General features: G+C 35.0%; 18 protein-coding genes. 9 read left to right on the top strand and 9 right to left on the bottom strand.

The annotated features are described in order from the left end of the window. Positions 1 to 24 precede the first annotated feature (24 nt). The 3 genes from B0A58_RS02035 to serS form a co-directional block, all read right to left on the bottom strand. Complete coding sequence (locus B0A58_RS02035) at positions 25 to 339, bottom strand: DUF4286 family protein (RefSeq protein WP_044032642.1); 315 nt, start codon at positions 337 to 339, stop codon at positions 25 to 27. Between the two features lie 25 nt (positions 340 to 364). Beyond that, positions 365 to 2,146, bottom strand: coding sequence for a tetratricopeptide repeat protein (locus B0A58_RS02040; RefSeq protein WP_089079670.1), 1,782 nt, complete (start codon positions 2,144 to 2,146; stop codon positions 365 to 367). A 384-nt stretch (positions 2,147 to 2,530) separates the two neighbouring features. Next, positions 2,531 to 3,802, bottom strand: a complete 1,272-nt coding sequence (gene serS / locus B0A58_RS02045) for a serine--tRNA ligase (protein ID WP_089079671.1) — start codon at positions 3,800 to 3,802, stop codon at positions 2,531 to 2,533. Between the two features lie 673 nt (positions 3,803 to 4,475). Between serS and proC the strand changes: the two genes are divergently transcribed. From proC to B0A58_RS02060, 3 genes are all read left to right on the top strand, one after another. After that, positions 4,476 to 5,252 (top strand): pyrroline-5-carboxylate reductase, encoded by a 777-nt coding sequence (gene proC, locus B0A58_RS02050; protein WP_089079672.1) that lies wholly within the window; start codon positions 4,476 to 4,478, stop codon positions 5,250 to 5,252. A 61-nt stretch (positions 5,253 to 5,313) separates the two neighbouring features. Beyond that, positions 5,314 to 6,147, top strand: coding sequence for an NAD-dependent epimerase/dehydratase family protein (locus tag B0A58_RS02055; RefSeq protein WP_089079673.1), 834 nt, complete (start codon positions 5,314 to 5,316; stop codon positions 6,145 to 6,147). Positions 6,148 to 6,237: 90 nt separating this feature from the next. After that, the gene (locus tag B0A58_RS02060) at positions 6,238 to 7,164 is read left to right on the top strand and encodes a DMT family transporter (protein WP_089079674.1); all 927 of its coding nucleotides are present in this window, start codon (positions 6,238 to 6,240) and stop codon (positions 7,162 to 7,164) included. 221 nt (positions 7,165 to 7,385) lie between these two features. On the opposite strand, the gene ahcY is transcribed toward B0A58_RS02060, so the two are convergent. Then, complete coding sequence (ahcY, locus tag B0A58_RS02065; RefSeq protein WP_089079675.1) at positions 7,386 to 8,705, bottom strand: adenosylhomocysteinase; 1,320 nt, start codon at positions 8,703 to 8,705, stop codon at positions 7,386 to 7,388. Positions 8,706 to 8,855: 150 nt separating this feature from the next. On the opposite strand from ahcY, the gene B0A58_RS02070 reads away from it, so the two are divergent. Then, positions 8,856 to 9,515, top strand: a complete 660-nt coding sequence (locus B0A58_RS02070; RefSeq protein ID WP_089079676.1) for a 4'-phosphopantetheinyl transferase family protein — start codon at positions 8,856 to 8,858, stop codon at positions 9,513 to 9,515. A 15-nt stretch (positions 9,516 to 9,530) separates the two neighbouring features. After that, complete coding sequence (locus B0A58_RS02075; RefSeq protein WP_089079677.1) at positions 9,531 to 10,259, top strand: geranylgeranylglyceryl/heptaprenylglyceryl phosphate synthase; 729 nt, start codon at positions 9,531 to 9,533, stop codon at positions 10,257 to 10,259. On the opposite strand, the gene B0A58_RS02080 is transcribed toward B0A58_RS02075, so the two are convergent. The 3 genes from B0A58_RS02080 to B0A58_RS02090 all read right to left on the bottom strand — a co-directional run bounded on the left by B0A58_RS02080 (position 10,229) and on the right by B0A58_RS02090 (position 11,715). Beyond that, positions 10,229 to 10,639, bottom strand: a complete 411-nt coding sequence (locus tag B0A58_RS02080; protein WP_089079678.1) for a ribosomal maturation YjgA family protein — start codon at positions 10,637 to 10,639, stop codon at positions 10,229 to 10,231. The genes B0A58_RS02075 and B0A58_RS02080 overlap by 31 nt on opposite strands. Positions 10,640 to 10,691: 52 nt before the next feature. Continuing rightward, the gene (locus B0A58_RS02085; RefSeq protein ID WP_089079679.1) at positions 10,692 to 11,006 is read right to left on the bottom strand and encodes a transposase; all 315 of its coding nucleotides are present in this window, start codon (positions 11,004 to 11,006) and stop codon (positions 10,692 to 10,694) included. A 262-nt stretch (positions 11,007 to 11,268) separates the two neighbouring features. Beyond that, on the bottom strand, positions 11,269 to 11,715 hold the full coding sequence (locus B0A58_RS02090) for a transposase (protein WP_089079680.1): 447 nt from the start codon (positions 11,713 to 11,715) through the stop codon (positions 11,269 to 11,271). A gap of 629 nt (positions 11,716 to 12,344) precedes the next feature. On the opposite strand from B0A58_RS02090, the gene B0A58_RS02095 reads away from it, so the two are divergent. Then, positions 12,345 to 14,480 (top strand): Tex family protein, encoded by a 2,136-nt coding sequence (locus B0A58_RS02095; RefSeq protein ID WP_089079681.1) that lies wholly within the window; start codon positions 12,345 to 12,347, stop codon positions 14,478 to 14,480. A 316-nt stretch (positions 14,481 to 14,796) separates the two neighbouring features. Here B0A58_RS02095 and B0A58_RS02100 read toward each other — a convergent pair whose 3' ends face one another. Next, a complete protein-coding gene (locus tag B0A58_RS02100) occupies positions 14,797 to 15,324 on the bottom strand; it encodes an NADPH-dependent FMN reductase (RefSeq protein ID WP_089079682.1) in 528 nt (175 codons plus the stop codon). After that, a complete protein-coding gene (locus B0A58_RS02105) occupies positions 15,321 to 15,698 on the bottom strand; it encodes a DoxX family protein (RefSeq protein WP_089079683.1) in 378 nt (125 codons plus the stop codon). Before B0A58_RS02105 ends, B0A58_RS02100 begins: the two co-directional genes overlap by 4 nt. A 130-nt stretch (positions 15,699 to 15,828) precedes the next feature. Between B0A58_RS02105 and B0A58_RS02110 the strand changes: the two genes are divergently transcribed. The 3 genes from B0A58_RS02110 to B0A58_RS02120 all read left to right on the top strand — a co-directional run bounded on the left by B0A58_RS02110 (position 15,829) and on the right by B0A58_RS02120 (position 19,131). Further along, the gene (locus tag B0A58_RS02110; RefSeq protein WP_089079684.1) at positions 15,829 to 16,173 is read left to right on the top strand and encodes a winged helix-turn-helix transcriptional regulator; all 345 of its coding nucleotides are present in this window, start codon (positions 15,829 to 15,831) and stop codon (positions 16,171 to 16,173) included. A gap of 275 nt (positions 16,174 to 16,448) precedes the next feature. Continuing rightward, on the top strand, positions 16,449 to 17,204 hold the full coding sequence (locus B0A58_RS02115) for an NUDIX hydrolase (RefSeq protein ID WP_089079685.1): 756 nt from the start codon (positions 16,449 to 16,451) through the stop codon (positions 17,202 to 17,204). A 61-nt stretch (positions 17,205 to 17,265) separates the two neighbouring features. After that, the gene (locus B0A58_RS02120) at positions 17,266 to 19,131 is read left to right on the top strand and encodes an Nramp family divalent metal transporter (RefSeq protein WP_089079686.1); all 1,866 of its coding nucleotides are present in this window, start codon (positions 17,266 to 17,268) and stop codon (positions 19,129 to 19,131) included. Positions 19,132 to 19,300: the final 169 nt, after the last annotated feature.

Genomic DNA, 19,300 nt, shown 5'->3' on the forward strand with positions numbered 1-19,300 from the left:
AGAATTGGATAGGGTTTTAAAACGTTATTGATAGTCTGCAATTAATTCCAATTCTGTTCTAAAAGCCAACATTTTATCCCCAAAAAGTTTCAACGATGCCTCTCGAAGTTTTGGTGCATCTTCCAAATAATACCGCTCTAATGTATTTTTGCTATCGGTTGTATATTGAACCGAATAAGTAATGCCCCCCATGTCCTCTTCTATCAATACCTTGACTAGTCGGGCCGACAAAAATTTGCCCGTGGCCAGCATTTCGGGTATGTGTATGTTGTGCATCCATTGCAGCCACTGGTCGTGGACACTCTCTTGAATATTTATTGTTACATTGTATATTATCATCATTTTGTAGTGCTTTTGCTATTGTTTATAAAGCCTTATCTCCCCGTAGTTGCCTGTACTTTCGTTGGGCATCTGTGTAATAAATACTGTCTTCGTGGTGCATAATAACGGCCTCGTAGCAGGCTTTGGCCTTTGCTACATCTTGTTTTTGACTCCAAATATTTCCCGAAAAATAGTAAGCCTCGTCTGCATATATCCCATCTTGAAAGCGGTCTATAATGTGCTGATAATGTGCTAAGGCCATATCCCATTGCTCCATTGTTTCATATATTTTGCCCATTCTATACAGTGTTACTGGCACAATTTCGTCTGTAGCATGCTCGGTCAGTATTTTTTTGAAAGCCTCTAGGGCAGCCTCATTTTTGTTTTGATAAACCAAAAAGTCTGCATGGGCCAATTTTTTCAAAGCCGTTTGTGTCGAATCGGACACCGTGTTATCGCTTATCAATAAATACAAATCTATCGCATCGTTTGCAATCAATTGTGTCGAAGCCGTTTTCAATACAGACAATTGCTTGTTGGCCCATTCAAAATCCGTTTGAAAATAACTCGTTTTGGCTATTTTCAAACTCGCTTCTTGCCCGATAACATCATTCTTTAAGTCATTTTCTATTTGCGAATAATAAATCAAAGCCTGATTAAATTTTTCCTGATACAATAAAATATCGGCCAATTCCATTTTGGCTTCTCCCATTTGGGTATAACTCAACGGCAATTCCAATGCCCTTTTCAATATCATTTGGGCCTTTTCAGGATTTTTTAGATAAAATGTCACAAAATGAGCCTGCAGTTTTTGCAAATCAAACGTAATTTGATTGATACCATATTGTTGAATCCAGCCTTCTAATGCCACATCTATTGCAGCATAATCCGTAGCAACGGCCTTTTGAATTTTAATCTTTTCAATAAAATAATGAGCCTGAACTTTCAAATAAGGGTCATTCGTGTTGTCCAATACAAATTGATAAACCTCGTTGGCTGTAGCTATTTCGCCTTCATTTGCTGCCATTTGTGCCAAATTGATGAGGTTTGAAAACATATCAGGACTGCGTTTATAAATCGCTTTTTCCTGTATAAATGCCTTGCCAAAATCTTTTTGTTGCACAAAATGCCAACTCAAAAATTGGTTCCAAAAAATGTCTTGGGCCTTTTGTGTTCGCAAAATCAATGCCTTTTTCAATACATCGGCAAAATGTCCTGAAGCATCCTCTGCCAAATACCTCGACAACGCATTCTGAATAACAGGCAGCATACCAGGATTGGCAGCAGACTCGTCCAACAGCTTCTCTACCATCAAATCCGATTGTCCTTTTTGGCCATAAAGCACGGCCATTTGAAAATTAAAATTAAAATTCGGATTCAAGGAAACACCCAGTTGATAGGCTTGCAATGCCTCATTTACCAACGATTTTTGTTCAAAACAACTAGCCACTCCATACACCTCATCTGGATTTTTTTGAATCATTGCCATCGCCTTTTGATAATATTTTTGGGCTTGCTCTTCGTTTTTTTGCCGCTGATAATTGTAGCCCAACTCTATCCACAATACAGCCATCGGATGGCTGTCGAGCTTACTTTCTATCCGCTTTTGGGCTTCGTCATATTTTTCCAGCTGTTGCAAACACGCTATCGTTTTCAAAAAATAGGTGGCATTTTGCGGCATGTCTTTGCTCAAGGCCTCATAACTCAATTGTGCTTTTTCAAATTCGCCTTTGTCAAAATAATATTGTGCCAATTGTTCGTTTTGAGACAAAACCAACAACGAGTGCAAAAAAATTATTAAACACAGACAATACTTGAATTTCATATTTCTAATCGATATTTATTTTTTATCGTGGCTTCTCATAATATATTTTCAAAAAAACAGGCAAAATAAATAACAACACCATTTGTTACATCCAAAAAAAAAAATTGGGCGTGCCCCTCCGTAAACTACGGGTCGGGCTATCCGTTTCAAACAACAATCTTTTGAACTCCAAAAGAAATATCATATTGTGAAATAATCTTTTTTGCCCAAAAAAAGGGCAAAAAAGAATTTCCACTGCTATCCCTCACGCAAATCCAAACAACATTTCAAATGCCCGCTTTCAAAACAGCTTGTCATTTCAATCCTAAAACAATGGCTTTCTAAAAATTTGTTTCACACAAATGTAAAACCACAACATGCTTTTGCAATAATTAAAAATACCGCTTAATCTATGAGGTCAAATCCACAATACCTTCTCAAAACTTCTGGAATTACAATACCCTCGGGCGTTTGATAATTTTCTAAAATCCCAGCCAAAACCCTTGGCAAAGCCAGCGAGCTTCCGTTTAAAGTGTGTGCCAAATGGTTTTTCCCTTCCTTGTCTTTAAACCGCAATTTCAAACGATTAGACTGAAAAGTTTCAAAATTGGACACCGAACTGATTTCCAACCAACGATCCTGAGCAGTCGAAAAAACTTCAAAATCATAAGTCAAAGCCGATGCAAATCCCATATCGCCACCACACAACCTCAAAATTCGATAAGGCAATTTCAATTCATTCAAAATATCCTTCACGTGTTCTACCATGCCTTCAAGCGCTTCATAAGATCGATCAGGATGTTCAATTCTTACAATTTCTACTTTGTCAAATTGATGCAATCTGTTGAGCCCCCTAACATGAGCCCCCCACGATCCTGCCTCTCGTCTAAAACAAGGTGTATAACCCGTACACAAAACAGGCAGTTCGTTTTCGTTCAAAATCACATCTCTAAATATATTAGTAACAGGCACTTCTGCCGTGGGTATCAAATACAAATCGTCTTTGGCATCATGATACATCTGCCCCTCTTTGTCGGGCAATTGCCCCGTACCATAAGCCGAAGCTTCGTTCACCAAATGAGGCACTTGGTATTCTTTATAGCCCGCATCGGTATTTTTATCTAAAAAATAAGCTATCAAGGCCCGTTGCAATTTGGCCCCTTTGCCTTTATATACAGGAAAACCAGGTGCTGTGATTTTGGTACCAAGCTCAAAATCAACAATATCATATTTTTTTATCAAATCCCAATGTGGCAACGCCCCTTCATACAAGGTTGGAATATCGCCCGTTTGAAAAATATTCAAATTGTCGTCGGCAGATTGGCCTTCTGGCACAATATCGGCAGGCAAATTTGGAAGCGTATATAATTTTTCTGTAAGCTGCTGCGACAATCGCTCGGTTATTTCGGCAAGTTCTTTGCTTTTTTCTTTCAACGAAACCGTTTTGGCTTTTAAAATTTCGGCTTTGGCTTTTTCGCCGTTTTTCATCAAATCGCCAATATCTTTCGATAATTTATTAGATTCAGACAAAATAGTATCTAAAGCCACTTGCGAAGCCCGACGGTTTTCATCTAATTCAACGATTTCTTTCACAACAGCTCTAGCGTCAAGATGTCTTTTGGCCAAGGCTTTGATTACTTTTTCTTGATTGTCTCTAATAAATGCAGTTTGTAACATTGTTTTTTGTTTTAAATAATGCCAGCAAATTTAAGGAATTTGTTTTTATTATTGCCTATTGCTTGCTATTTTAAAACATAAACATTTTTTTGTAAAAAAACACATCCATACCATAACGCTAATTACAGTCCTACAACCCGATGCGTCGCACTTAAATAGACAATAAAAATTCTATTTTATTTGTAATACAAAAACAAAAGTTGAGCCATAAAAACTCACAATTACAGATTATTATATCCAAAACCATCGGGTATAATACATATTAGGAATAAAAAATCAAAGATGATTTAAAATAGGAAACAAAAATAAGAAATTATTTTGTATGATTTGAAAAAAGAAATATTCAAATGACTCAAAAATATTGAATTAAAACTTTTGATAAATTAATTTAAAATTCTGGTTTTCAATTATTTTAAATGATTGAAGTTGCACTTTTTTGAAAATGAAAGGCTGCAAAAATATATTGTCAATTGATGGTAATTATAGGGAAATAAAAAACAGACACTTCAAATATTTGATGGAATTGTCATGGGGTTATATTGCATAAATAATATCAGAATTTAATGTAATAATATTTTAAAAATTAGTATTAATTTAATAATATTAAGATTTGAAATAGTTTGAAAGTATTGTTATCTTTGTGCTTTCAAAACAACAACACAACAACAATATTATGAACATTCACATCATTGGAGGGGGCAACTTGGGGGTGGCCATTGCTTTGGGTATTTCAAAATTTTCCAAAGGGAATAAAGTTACCGTAACCCGCAGAAACATTGACAAAATAAGTTATTTAGAAAAAGAAGGTATTCAAGTATCGTCAAACAATACCACACATATTTCGGAAGCTGATATTGTTATTTTGACTATAAAACCCTATCAGGTTCAGGCGGTGCTGGAAGAAATTTTGCCCCATTTGAATCAAGCCACTATAGCATCGGCCGTAAGTGGCTTGTCTATCGAGGAAATACAAGCAATAACAGGCACACAACATGCAATTGTACATATAATGCCTAATATTGCAGCTCGTTTTGGCGAGTCGGCTACTTGTATATCCTATTTGCCAAAAGACAAAGTCAAGGCTGAAAAAGTGATTACATTATTTGATTATTTAGGCACCGTATCTGTTATAGACGAAAAATTGATGGATGCAGCCACGGTTTTGGGAGCCTGCGGAACGGCTTATGCCCTACGATACATAAGAGCCTCGATGCAAGCGGGAATAGAAATTGGTTTTGATGCTCAAACGGCATTGGCCATTGCCTCGCAAACCGCCAAAGGTGCCGCAACAATGGCCTTGGTCGAAAAAATACATCCCGAGCAGTTGATTGATCGGGTAACAACCCCACAAGGTTGTACTATTGTGGGCCTCAACGAAATGGAACACGAAGGGTTTAGTTCGTCGTTGATAAAAGGTATTAAAACCTCTTTACAAAAAATAGTGGGTTAATTTATTTTTAAAAAAATTATACGCATTAGAACACCTCTGATGCGTTTTTTTATATCAAAGCATGAGCAAAAAAATAGCAGTATTGGGTTGTGGTTGGTTAGGATTTCCATTGTGCAAAGCTTTTATCAAACAAGGGTTTGAAGTAAATGGCACTACAACAACAGCATCAAAATTAACGGAGCTTAAAGAGGCAGGTATCGTTCCGTTTTGTATTTCACTCGATAGCGAGGGCGTTCGTGGCGATATAGCCACATTTTTAGAAGGGGTTTCGGTATTGATTATCAATATTCCGCCACAGCTTCGAAAAGCAAACTCAAGGAGCACCGAGCAGGTTTTTGTTCAAAAAATACAAAACCTTTTGCCTTATATAGAACATAGTGGAGTGAGCAAAGTACTTTTTGTGAGTTCGACATCGGTATATGCTGATAGTACTATGATTATTACAGAGCAAACGCCTCCAAACCCTGTAACCGAAAGTGGCCAACAGCTTGCCATTGTAGAAGACTTGTTGCAGTCTAATGGGGCATTTGAAACTACAATTGTTCGATTTGGAGGGCTTGTTGGTCCTAAAAGACACCCCGTTTGGAGTCTTTCTGGACAACAAAACATTGCCAATCCAGAGGCACCAATACTATTGATTCATCAAAAAAATGCTATCGAAATACTGATGCAAATTGTAGTCAAAAATGTTTGGAATACCCTTTTTAATGCGGTTGCTCCTTATCATCCGAGTAAGAAAATGTTTTATCAATCGTTGGCTCAAAAATGGCATTTGCCCATGCCCGAGTTTGATGACCAATCAGTATCTAAATTAAAATACATAGCCAATTATCGTTTAAGTAAAGTGCTGCATTATCATTTTGACCACCACCATTTAGATGATTTAGAATTTTAACGTTTAAAACAATCATGATGTCGTTAAAATAAATTATTTTTGCTCAACTAATATTGAGTGCTTTTGTTCAATTCTAACACCTTTTTTGAAATGACTATTCCATTAAAAACCTATTTATCTTCAAAAATTCATCAAATTGGTTTGCCTATTTTGGCCCTTTGTTGGGTTAGTATTGTTTGGGGAACTACTTGGGTAGCGTCAAAAGAAGGGGTACAACACATGCCCGCATTGCAACTGGCAGGTATGAGGCAATTTTTGGGTGGGTTGTTGTACATTTTGTTTTTTACTTATAAAAAAGCTCCTTGGCCAAAAGGCAAACAATGGAAAATGATTGTCATTTTGAGTATATTGAATTTTGTGTTGAGCAATGGATTGAGTACCTGGGGTGTAAAGTATATTAGTAGTGGTTTGGGGGCCATTATTGGGGCTTGTGTACCTTTATGGATTTTGATAATCAATATATCTAGGGGGCAAAAAGCTACAGCACTTGCCATTACAGGATTTGTGGTTAGTTTTTCGGGGGTGTGTGTTATTTTTTATGATCATTTGGCCGATTTTTTGAATCCTGATTTTAGTTTTGGAATCATTATTTCTATTATTTCTACCATTACATGGGCTTTTGGCAGTTTATATACCAAGAAAAAAGCAGCCGATTTTAATCCTTATTTTGGGTTAGGAATTCAAATGTTTATTTCTAGTTTGTTGCTATTTGCTTTTGTGGGAGCAACAGGAACTGGAGTTAATGTTTTGAAAATACCTGCCATTTCGTGGTTGAGTATTGCATATTTGGTGGTATTTGGTTCTATTCTTACATTTATTGCCTTTATTTATGCCTTACAACATTTGCCTCCCGATGTTAATAGTATTTATGCCTATATCAATCCAATAGTAGCGGTTTTGTTGGGAGCGGTTTTGTTTGACGAAAAATTAACGGTAGCTCTTGCTATTGGTGGTTTTGTTACGCTTGTGGGGATTTATATTGTAAACCGTTCGATGAAAAAAAATGCCTCATTTTAGTACGAATGTATGTTTGGTATCACTAGCCCAGATAGCAGTGGAAATCCTTTTCTTTTTTTTCTTTAAAAAAAGAAAAGATTGTAACGAATAGCTGGAAATAGCTCCAAATAATACCAAATATACATATAAAATAGTCCAANNAAATATATTTGGTATAAAAAACCCCGACTTCTTTATGAAATCGGGGTTTTATTTTAATATTTAGTACTAAAATCTTACTACTAATATCTGTAATATTCTGGTTTGAAAGGGCCTTGAACCTCCACGCCAATATACGCTGCTTGCTCTGGACGAAGAGTTTCTAGTTCTACCCCTAATTTTGCTAAGTGCAAGGCGGCAACTTTTTCGTCTAAATGTTTTGGTAACATGTAAACGTCGTTGTTGTAAGCTGCACTGTTTTTCCACAATTCGATTTGAGCCAAGGTTTGGTTTGTAAACGAGTTACTCATTACAAAACTTGGGTGTCCTGTGGCACAACCAAGGTTTACCAAACGACCTTCGGCCAAGATGATGATGTCTTTTCCGTTTACGTTGTAGATATCGACTTGTGGTTTTACTTCGTTTTTGGTATGTCCAAAGTTTTGGTTTAACCAAGCCATGTCTATTTCGTTGTCAAAGTGTCCGATGTTACATACAATGGTTTTGTCTTTCATTTTTTCGAAATGAGCACCCAAAACAATGTCTTTATTTCCTGTTGTAGTAATGATAATGTCTGCATTTGCAATAACGGTATCCAATCTTTTTACTTCAAAACCGTCCATTGCGGCTTGCAAAGCACAAATTGGGTCAATTTCAGTAACGGTTACAATAGAACCAGCGCCACGGAAAGAGGCTGCAGAGCCTTTACCTACGTCGCCATAGCCACAAACGACAACTCTTTTTCCGGCCAACATGATATCAGTTGCACGACGAACAGCATCAACAGCCGATTCTTTACAACCGTATTTGTTGTCAAATTTCGATTTGGTAACCGAGTCATTTACGTTAATTGCTGGCATTGGCAATGTTCCTGCTTTTACTCTTTCATATAATCTATGTACTCCTGTTGTAGTTTCTTCAGACAATCCTTTGATACCTTCTACTAAATGAGGGTAACGGTCGATAACCATATTGGTCAAATCGCCACCATCGTCCAAAATCATGTTCAACGGTTTTCTGTCTTCGCCAAAGAATAAGGTTTGCTCGATACACCAGTCAAAAGACTCTTCGTCAAGACCTTTCCAAGCATATACTTGGATTCCAGCAGCAGCAATTGCAGCAGCAGCCTGGTCTTGGGTTGAGAAAATGTTACAAGAAGACCAAGTTACCTCAGCTCCCAAAGCAATCAAAGTTTCGATCAAAACGGCAGTTTGTATGGTCATGTGCAAGCAACCCGCAATACGAGCTCCTTTTAAGGGTTGTTCGGCTGCATATTCTGCACGAAGTGCCATCAAACCTGGCATTTCAGCTTCGGCCAATTGAATTTCTTTTCTTCCCCATGCTGCTAGAGAAATGTCTTTTACTTTGTAAGCCACATAAGGCATAGATGTAGTAGTACTCATTTATTGTATATTTGTAGATTTAATTTTTTTGCAAAATTACATAATAAGTTATGAATTTAAAAATTTTTATCAAAAATTGTGAATTGTTTATTATGCTAACATTTTGAAATCCAAATATTTTGAATTAAATTTGCTTTTATAATTAGTCTTATGCCTTTATTAAAAATCATAGATCATTCGCCAGAAACCCAAATTTTTGTTTGGAAAATAACAGAAAAACTTACGGATTTAAAAACTACAATTGAGTTAAAACCTGAAAGTGCCTCTCGATTGCAAGGAATGCAATCTGAAGTGCATCAAAAAGCTTTTTTGTGTGTAAGGCATTTGCTGCTACTGGCGGGTTATTTGGATGTTGATTTGTGGTATGATGATTCGGGCAAACCCCATTTATCCGACGGAAAATATATTTCTATTAGTCATTCGCACGACTTGGCTTGTCTAATTATTAGCCATCAAAAAGTGGGGATAGATGTAGAGTTGCAACGGGATAAGATTCTGAAAATTGCAAACAAATTTATCGATTTTCAAAAAATGAATTTTATAACCAACAGTGCCGAAAATCTGATTGTTTTGACACATATTTGGGGAGCAAAAGAAGCTATATTTAAAATTCAAAATCAAAAAGGAATCAGTTTTAAAGACCATATTCAGGTAGCTTCTTTTCAAAAAAACGATTTGAAAACCAAGGCTGTTTTAGAGTTTGAAAATAGGACAACCCGCTTTGATGTGTATGTTCAAGAGGTTGAAAATTTTTGTTTGGTTTATGCGTTTATTTCAGAAACCGACCAAAACAATTCGCCCTATATTTAACCCAATAGCAAGTTCATGAAACCAATATATGAAGCCTTTTTGGCCTCCAAAAAAAAGAATCAAAAAGGGTTAGCTATTTTGATAGATCCCGATAAAATAGCCTTAGAAAACCTTGATTTATTATTATTAAAAATCCAAAAAACACCAGCAACCCACTTGTTTGTTGGTGGAAGTAGCGTGAGCAACAATATAATAGATCAAATAATTATTGAGGCAAAAAAGCATTTGAACATTCCTATATTGTTGTTTCCAGGTCATCCATCACAAATATCAAAACATGCCGACGGGATTTTGTTTTTGTCATTAATTTCGGGTCGCAACCCAGATTATTTGATAGATTTTCAGGTGCAATCAGTACCCATTTTGAGTCAAACCAATCTTGAAATTATTGCTACAAGTTATATTTTAATAGACGGAGGTTGTACAACCGCCGTTGAAAGGGTGAGCCAAACGACACCTTTGAGCCAAGACAACCCCAGCTATATTGCTCAAACAGCCCGAGCAGGCGAAATGATGGGAAGCCAATGTGTTTATTTAGAAGCGGGTAGCGGAGCCATCAAATCGGTGTCGGAAAATATTATCAAACAAGTAAGACAACACATTTCGATACCCATTATTGTTGGCGGGGGCATCAAAAACCAAGCACAAATAACAGCCATATTTCAGGCGGGTGCAGACCTAGTTGTTATTGGTACGGCTTTTGAAAACGACAATCATTTTTTTGAGAATTTATTTTTGTTTTGATTAAAATTCAGCAACGGCCTAATGTTGTATTCCAAAAAGAGTATCAAAAAAAAACCAGTCATATAACAGAGCATGTCCAACCAAGAAAACGAATGGCCCAATACGATTTGAAGCCATTGAACGTTTTGCAAATGCAACGTTTTGAGAATGGCAATATATTGTAAAAATTCGATAAAAAAACACATTAATAAAACAGCAAAAGCCATTTTGAACACATTGGTTTTTAAAAAAATTTTAAAAAAACAATACAATAAAATAACTACCAAAACATCGCCCATATAAGGCCTAACAAATGAATCGTGAACAAAAACAGCTATGCAAACTTCTGTTATAAAAAGCAACACAGCAAAATACAGGTATGATGCATTGAAACCTATCATTAGTAAAAATTTTATAAAAACAAAATTAATAAAAAATCAAGAAAAAAATAATTTATCTATTGTAATAATTCCGCCATTTTCTTAGAGTATTGCGGCTAATTTTAAAATGTAAAGAGGTTTGATAATCTGTTAGAGCATATTCTTTTTGATATGACAAAACCTTTGTAATTGTGTTTTCGTCATAAGACCTCAATTTTTGATTTTCAAAGTTATGACTTTTTGAATGAAGATTGATTTCTTGATCAAAATTGATAATGTCTAAATTTGATACGTTTTCTTTTTTTAAAAAACTCAAATCTTTCTTCAAATTCGATATAATTTTTTCGTCAAACATGTCCGAATATAATTGATAATAATTAGGTTTCATAATATTAAAAAGTTTTTAGTTCATAAAGTTTATTTAAAGCAAATCCATTATTTTTCATCACTACTAGCAAACAAGCTTATAGGTGTCAAAAATTTATGGTGAATCAATTTCAGACGTTGTAGTTGTTTAGGCTTGATTTTAAAAAATAGCGAAACTTCATTGTCGTCTAAATGATTGCACCGTTGAAACGCCAAGATTTCGGATATTTCGTTTCTGTTAAATATTTTTCTTTTTGATTTTACGTTTATATAAGTCATCAATTCTAGTTGTTTAATTTATAATCTATTACTGTTTCTTTTCTGAGCCAATTGTAAATAGTAGTTCTAGGAATATTATACTTGTCCATAACTTCATTAATTGTAAATTTATTTTTATTTATACCGTCTAATATGTAATTCTTAATTTGAACAGTGTATACATTTTTTTTAAAAAAACCTTGCATATTTTTATCCGCTTGTTTGCGAACACTAGTAGAAATACCATGATATAGAATAAGATGCCCCGTGTAGTATCTAAAAAAATCGTATTTCAATAATTTACACCATTTGAGTAACTGTTCAGAATCTAAACTCTTATCTAAAAACATTTTTTCTACATCGTCTATAGAACATTTAAAATATTTTGCAACTCGTTCTAACGAAATATTTTGTTCCTCAACAGATTGTTCTAAAATGGAACCAATATGAATATTTTTTGTGTTTTTTTTCATAAAAAATAAATTTAATAAGTTTTATTGTAAATTAATTTTAAAATCCCTAAACGTACCTGACTTATTTTATAATAAGTTTTTTTATTAAAAATTTATGCAATTGTTATTAATAAAAAATTCCTGAGCCAACATCCAACAAACCGAAAATTCCTGAACTTAAATTTGTTTTTCCTTTTTGTATTGTTGTGCCAAATTTATATACAATATAAGTTTTAGTTGCCCTTTGATTATACACAATACATACATATTGAAATATATTTTCTCATCATTTTTTTTCAAACAATTGAAAATTAATTATTTAATATATTAAAAAATTTATGCACCATTAAAAAAATAATGGATATATGCGTAAAATGTGTAGTTTTTTTATATTAAAATGTGTAGCTGACATGTAGTTTCAAAATTAATATTTCATACATTTATATTAAAAACACAACAAATGATATGGCCTTACTAATAAACATTAGTTAGTATTTAAAAGTTCAAAACACATTATAGAGTCAATTTTGAGAAGTATTTCATACAAATAGCAACGTAATTTAAAATTTAAAACCATAAAAATATTTATCCATAATATAGAGGGCATTTCAATTGTAAATATTATTTTTGGTGCTTATAAAAAATTTCAAATGACCCATATTCAATACATTCAAAAGGCTTTGCAAATGCCTCAAAGTGGCATAAAAGGACTCGAAGCAACATTACAACTACTTTCAGAGGATTGTACGATTCCGTTTATATCTCGATACCGAAAAGACCAAACAGGCAATTTGGACGAGGTGGTTATCGAACAAATTGCCAAACTCAACAAGCAATTTGAAGAGATTGTCAAACGCAAAGAAGCCGTTTTGAAATCTATAGAAGAACAAGGCCAATTAAGCCCCGAATTGTCTAAAAAAATAACCCAAAGTTTTGACTTGCAGGAATTGGAAGATTTGTATTTGCCATACAAGAAAAAGAAAAAAACCAAAGCCGATGTGGCTCGTGAAAAGGGCTTGGAACCCTTGGCCAAAATTATCATGAGTCAAAACAATGATGACATTGATTTTATGGCATCTAAATATTTGAACGACAAGGTATTGAACGAAGATGAAGCCTTGCAAGGTGCCCGAGACATTATTGCCGAATGGATTAACGAAAACATTTATATAAGAACAAACTTGCGTAGGACGTTTCAACGCAAAGCCGAAATTGGTTCCAAGGTAGTCAAAGCCAAGAAAGACGACGAAGCGGCACAAAAGTTTAGTCAATATTTCGATTGGGCAGAGCCCATATCAAAAGCACCCTCCCATCGCTTGTTGGCCATGTTGCGTGCAGAAGCTGAGGGTTTTATCAAACTGAATGTAGCCATCGAAAAAGAAGAGGCGATTGATTTTATATCACAAAACGTCATCAAAAATCAACGATCGGAGGCCAAAACACATTTGGAATTGGCTATAAAAGACAGTTACAAACGCTTGCTAGAGCCCGTCATTTCCAATGAAACTTTGCAAGAAGCCAAAGCCAAAGCCGACACGAAAGCCATAGCCGTTTTTGCAGGCAATTTAAGTCAATTATTATTGGCACCTCCTTTGGGCGAAAAGCGAATTCTGGCCATCGACCCAGGTTTTAGAAGCGGTTGTAAGGTAGTTTGTTTGGACGAAAAAGGCGATTTGCTCTACAACGAAACCATTTATCCGCATGCTCCACAAAACGACACCGCAATGGCCATGAAAAAAATTCGATCCATGGTGAATGCATATAATATTGAAGCCATTTCTATTGGAAACGGAACGGCCAGCCGCGAGACGGAATTTTTTATCAAGAAAATTGCTTTCGACAAGCCCGTTCAGGTATTTGTAGTTTCGGAGGCGGGTGCATCGGTGTATTCGGCAAGCAAAATTGCAAGAGAAGAATTTGGAAGTTATGATGTAACGGTTCGGGGTTCGGTTTCTATTGGGCGACGGCTTTCGGATCCGTTGGCGGAGTTGGTAAAAATAGATGCCAAATCTATTGGAGTAGGACAGTACCAGCACGATGTGGACCAATCTAAATTGAAAGAAGAATTGGATACGGTTGTTGTGCGTTGTGTAAATACTGTGGGTATCAACATCAACACGGCAAGCAAATCGTTGCTGAGTTATGTGTCGGGCATTGGCGAAAAAATGGCAGAAAACATAGTGGCCTATCGTGCAGAAAACGGACCTTTTGAAGATAGAAAGCAACTCAAAAAAGTACCACGATTGGGCGAAAAAGCATTTCAGCAAGCGGCAGCATTCATCCGAATTAAAGATGGAAAAAACCCGCTAGACAATTCGGCAGTGCATCCCGAAGCGTATTCCATTGTTGAAAAAATGGCGAAAGATTTAGGCATCAAAACCGAGGCATTAATTGCCAATAAAGACAAGATCAAACTCATAAAACCCGAGCAATATATTACGCCCGAAATTGGAATTTTGACTTTAAAAGACATCTTGAAAGAGCTTGAAAAACCCGGATTGGACCCGAGAAAAGCCGCAAAGATTTTTGAATTTGACCCCAATGTGCGTTCCATTTCCGATTTGCGAACCGGCATGATTTTACCAGGCATTGTGAACAACATCACGGCATTTGGTTGCTTTGTAGATTTGGGAATTAAAGAAAGCGGATTGGTTCACATTTCGCAATTAAAAGAAGGCTTTGTATCGGATGTGAACGAAGTAGTAAAAATGCACCAACACGTTCAAGTAAAAGTAGTTGAGGTGGACGAAGCCAGAAAACGAGTCCAATTGACGATGGTGGTATAGTTTTTTTTGTATATTTGTCGTATAATTTTAAACTTTTTATGAATTACAGGTTAGAACTACTTGAGGATAAGAAATTTGAGGATTTAAAATATAGGTTTCAAATTTACTGTTTAATAATCACTTTCAAACATCACTTCTTGGTACTACAAAGTTTATGTCTTCCGAATTTACTTGCTTTATAGTGGTTTTTTAGCTATTTAATCTAATAGTATCAAATTTAAAAGTTATACCAAATATACATATAAAATAGCCCAATCTATTGGTTCTTTTTTGCTAAAATNNCTATTTTATAAATATATTTTGGTATAATGCTAGATTAATTGCCCAAATTTTTAATAATGGTTTTCAAATTATCTAATAGTTCAACATTTGTTATGCCTTTTTCTAAATCAAAATTTTGGTAAAAGCTTGGTAATGAAAATGTGGCTTTTATATCAGCTCCAGAAAATGGCAATAACATTTTTGCCGATTCCAATACGGTTGTCCCACCTCTGGCACCTGGCGAAGTTGCCATTAAAAGCATTGGCTTGTTATTAAAGGTTTTTCTGTCTTTGATGCGAGAAGTCCAATCTAAAATGTTTTTTATCCCCACATTAAAAGATCCATTGTTTTCTGCCAATGACAAGATAATTAAGTCTGTTTCATCTATTTGATTTGCAAAAGCAGTAACTTCATTTGGAATTCCCAGATCATTTTCATTGTCAATGCTATAAATGGGAATTGTCAGCAAACTAATATCTACAGTTGAAACGGTTGAGCCAATAAATAATTGAGCCGTAAAGTTTGCTAAGGCTCTGTTGATAGAATTTTTAGAGTTACTCCCTCCAATGGCTAGAATTTTCATGATTGTTTTGTGTTTAAAATTCTTGTTTGTAATTCTGGAAAACGATACAAGGCTACCATCCATACAAAAGCTTGAATGATACAAGGTGCAATTACAGATTGACCATGCTCTAAATGTGTGGCAATTGCACCACCCATATAAGCTGCCAATAGTAGTGTCCCGATAATTCCAGTTCGAGGATAAATAAAAAGGAGGGTACTTACTATTTCTACAACCCCCAACATGGTATAACTTTGGGCATTGAGTCCAAATCCTTCTGCCATTTGTAACACTTGGTCATTTGCAGTTAATTTTCCTATGGCACTGCCAATAAATACAAAGGCTACCAAGCCTGTAAGCACCCAATAAATGATTTTTTTAGTCTTTGCTGTCATTTTTTTTAAAATTTATTTGTTGTTTTACAAAATTATAAAACAAATATACGTAATTTTACTTTCTAAAATATAGTTATTACCCAATGGTAAGTAGTTACTTAAAGGTAAGTACTCATTAATCCCAAAAAAAATGATGAATCATAAAGAAGATATTTGTCGGATACGGTTGATGGCAACAAGAGATGCGCTAGATGTTATTCAAGGAAAATGGCGAATTCCAATTATCATTTCTTTGACTTATGGAAATAAGCGTTTTGGTGAAATACAAAAAGATATTGTTGATATTTCGCCCAAAATGCTATCACAAGAGTTGAAAGCCTTAGAAATAAATCAAATTATCAAGCGTACGCTACACGATACAATGCCCGTTACTACAGAATATTCACTTACACCGCTTGGACAGTCAATGAATGGTTTATTAGAAGAAATTTTAAATTGGGGCATTCATTTTCGGAATGAAGTCCTTAGGAAATAAATAAAAATTAAACATTTTATGAAGGCCTTATTTTGGATAAATTCAATTGTTTTTATTCCACAAAATAGCCTCATGATGTTACAAACAATGGTTACTAATCTTTTTTGTATAAAAGCAACATCAAACCTATATCTTGCAAAACCAAAATCATCGTTGTATCTTTACCGCATTGAAATGGTTTTGAAAATGGAATTGGCATCAATATTTTGAAATACCAAACACTATTTCAAATTTAAGTTACTTTATTTATTTTTTTTAAACAAATTACCCTCATTATGATCGAACCAATATTGATAGACACCAACCAATATATTCCAGGATTATCCATAGACTGTGTCATATTTGGTTTTCATGACAACCAGTTAAAGGTGTTGGCCATCAAGTCTGCATACCATTCCAAATGGTCGTTGCCTGGTGGATTTATCAAAAAAGAGGAGGATTTGGACACTGCGGCCCATAACATTCTTTTTAAAAGAACGGGTTTGAAAGGCATTTTTCTTCGGCAGTTTGCCGCTTTTGGACACGTTACCCGTAGCGAAAATAACTTTACTCCTCAAGCATTTAAAGAATTGAAAATATCCGAAAAAGACCAAGCATGGTACTTGCAACGATTTGTTTCTATTGGTTATTATGCCTTGGTCAATTTTAGAGATATTAAATTTTCTAAATCAAAAAAATCTGAAGCAATGGAATGGATAGATCCTAGAGCATCGCACGAATTTATCATTGATCATAAAGATATTTTAGACAAAGCCCTTGAAACATTACAAAAAGAACTAAATTTGTTGCCCATTGGATACAAATTGCTTCCAGAAAAATTTACAATTCCCGAATTACAAAAATTGTATGAAACTATTTTAGGGCGACAATTGGACCGACGCAATTTTTTAAGAAAGATTACCCATATTGGAATCATCATCAAATTAGATGAGAAAAAAACTAAAGTTGCCCACAAAGCTCCAAATTATTTTCGATTTGACAAACAAAAATATGAAGAAGTATTAAAAAACGGCATCAATCAAGGGTGGTAATTGAAAGCACCACCCCTACCCTATTTTGAGTTTTTGATAACAAAAAAACACCCATTTTTTTATGAGCAAATCATTAGAAGAAGTACATCAAAGTGTTTCGACACTACACAAAAAATCTACTTATCGGCGAATAATGGCTTTTTTTGGCCCCGCCTATTTAGTAAGTGTGGGTTACATGGATCCGGGCAATTGGGCAACAGATTTGGCAGGTGGCAGCCAGTTTGGATACCAGCTGCTATGGGTATTACTCATGAGCAATTTAATGGCTCTTTTGTTGCAAAGCCTTAGTGCAAGACTTGGTATAGTTACCCAGTGCGATTTGGCTCAAGCCTCACGAGAAACCTATCCTAAGTTTATCAATTATATCCTTTATTTTTTGGCCGAAATTGCAATTGCAGCCTGCGATTTGGCCGAGGTTTTAGGCATGGCCATAGGCATCAACCTTTTGTTTGACATACCGCTTATTTTTGGGGTTGTTATTACCGTTTTGGATACTTTTTTATTGCTTTTTCTAATTCAAAAAGGCATTCAAAAAATGGAGGCTTTTATCATTGTTTTGGTTTTAATTATTGGTATTTCGTTTGTATTTGAAATGTTTTTTGCACAACCAGAAACGGCTGCACTCCTTAAAGGATTTATACCTTCGATTCCAAACAACGACGCTTTATATATAGCCATTGGAATTATTGGAGCTACAGTAATGCCACACAACTTATACTTACATTCGTCATTAGTTCAAACCCGAAAATTTAACCAAACCAACGAAGGGATCAAACAAGCCATCAAATATAATTTTTTTGACAGCCTTTTAGCACTCAATTTTGCGTTTTTTGTCAATGCGGCTATTCTAATTTTGGCAGCAGCTACCTTTTATAAAAACGGTTATTTTCATGTAGCCGAAATTCAAGATGCTCACCAACTTATGAAACCCTTGTTGGGCAAATGGGCTCCCATTTTGTTTGCAATTGCACTTATAGCAGCAGGGCAAAGCTCTACTGTAACGGGTACTTTGGCAGGGCAAATTATTATGGAAGGCTATTTGAATTTACGCATACAACCTTGGGTCAGACGGGTGATTACTAGGCTAATAGCCATTGTGCCTGCCGTAGTAGTGATTTTGATTTTTGGCGAAAGCGTTACAGGAAAACTACTTATTTTTAGTCAAGTTGTTTTAAGTCTTCAGCTGGGTTTTGCCATTATTCCACTCATCCATTTTGTAAGTGATCCTCAAAAAATGAAAGGTTTTCAAATAAAAACATTAACTCAGATTGTAGCTTGGTTGATTGCCTTGATTATTGTATCGCTCAATGCCAAATTGGTTTTTGAACAATTATACCAATGGATTCAAGAAACTCAAAACCCTTTAATTCTATACCTTACCGTTGTACCGCTAGCCGTGTTTTTTTTAGGATTGTTGTTGTATCTTACCATCAAGCCTTTTATAAGTCGCAATCCGTTTTTGGACCACAACCATTCGCCACATCCAGTCCATTTTACTTATTTAGACCACCAATCGTCTGATTTAAAAAACATTGCCATTGCCATAGATTTCACTAAAGCTGATCAAAAGGCCCTACAAAATGCTTTTGATTTAGGAGGCAAAAAGGCACAATATACCCTAATACACGTAGTAGAAACGGTGGGTGCATTAGTATATGGCAAACACATTCTGGACCATGAAACCCATATAGACGAAAAATTGTTGCAACAATACCAAACCCAATTAATAGACAAAGGTTATAATGTTGAGGTATTATTAGGATTCGGAAAACCATACAAAGTTATCCCCCATTTAATCAATACACACCATTTTGATTTATTAGTAATGGGTACTCACGGACATACAGGCATTAAAGATTTGATTTTTGGAACAACCGTAGATAAACTTCGTCATCAAATTGAAATTCCATTATATATTGTAAAATAAAATTTTTATAATTTAATACTTATTATTCATATATTTATTTATTTTATAAATTTTCGAACCTGAAGGGTTCAAGTGGTGCTTTTCATGATTGTTTTGTTATATATATGACCGTCCGTAACTCATACCAAATAGTTATACCAAATATATTTATAAAATAGTCCAAAGATGC

Source organism: Flavobacterium branchiophilum NBRC 15030 = ATCC 35035, assembly GCF_002217205.1.
Taxonomy (GTDB): Bacteria; Bacteroidota; Bacteroidia; order Flavobacteriales; family Flavobacteriaceae; genus Flavobacterium; species Flavobacterium branchiophilum.

Coding starts and splice junctions, on each gene's coding strand:
- B0A58_RS02080 (WP_089079678.1), bottom strand. CDS start 10,639: ATGATAGGTTTCAATGCATCATACCTGTATTTTGCTGTGTTGCTTTTT.
- B0A58_RS02105 (WP_089079683.1), bottom strand. CDS start 15,698: ATGACAGCAAAGACTAAAAAAATCATTTATTGGGTGCTTACAGGCTTG.
- B0A58_RS02055 (WP_089079673.1), top strand. CDS start 5,314: ATGAGCAAAAAAATAGCAGTATTGGGTTGTGGTTGGTTAGGATTTCCA.
- B0A58_RS02095 (WP_089079681.1), top strand. CDS start 12,345: ATGACCCATATTCAATACATTCAAAAGGCTTTGCAAATGCCTCAAAGT.
- B0A58_RS02110 (WP_089079684.1), top strand. CDS start 15,829: ATGATGAATCATAAAGAAGATATTTGTCGGATACGGTTGATGGCAACA.
- B0A58_RS02070 (WP_089079676.1), top strand. CDS start 8,856: ATGCCTTTATTAAAAATCATAGATCATTCGCCAGAAACCCAAATTTTT.
- proC (WP_089079672.1), top strand. CDS start 4,476: ATGAACATTCACATCATTGGAGGGGGCAACTTGGGGGTGGCCATTGCT.
- B0A58_RS02115 (WP_089079685.1), top strand. CDS start 16,449: ATGATCGAACCAATATTGATAGACACCAACCAATATATTCCAGGATTA.
- B0A58_RS02085 (WP_089079679.1), bottom strand. CDS start 11,006: ATGAAACCTAATTATTATCAATTATATTCGGACATGTTTGACGAAAAA.
- B0A58_RS02075 (WP_089079677.1), top strand. CDS start 9,531: ATGAAACCAATATATGAAGCCTTTTTGGCCTCCAAAAAAAAGAATCAA.
- B0A58_RS02090 (WP_089079680.1), bottom strand. CDS start 11,715: ATGAAAAAAAACACAAAAAATATTCATATTGGTTCCATTTTAGAACAA.
- ahcY (WP_089079675.1), bottom strand. CDS start 8,705: ATGAGTACTACTACATCTATGCCTTATGTGGCTTACAAAGTAAAAGAC.
- serS (WP_089079671.1), bottom strand. CDS start 3,802: ATGTTACAAACTGCATTTATTAGAGACAATCAAGAAAAAGTAATCAAA.
- B0A58_RS02120 (WP_089079686.1), top strand. CDS start 17,266: ATGAGCAAATCATTAGAAGAAGTACATCAAAGTGTTTCGACACTACAC.
- B0A58_RS02035 (WP_044032642.1), bottom strand. CDS start 339: ATGATAATATACAATGTAACAATAAATATTCAAGAGAGTGTCCACGAC.
- B0A58_RS02060 (WP_089079674.1), top strand. CDS start 6,238: ATGACTATTCCATTAAAAACCTATTTATCTTCAAAAATTCATCAAATT.
- B0A58_RS02040 (WP_089079670.1), bottom strand. CDS start 2,146: ATGAAATTCAAGTATTGTCTGTGTTTAATAATTTTTTTGCACTCGTTG.
- B0A58_RS02100 (WP_089079682.1), bottom strand. CDS start 15,324: ATGAAAATTCTAGCCATTGGAGGGAGTAACTCTAAAAATTCTATCAAC.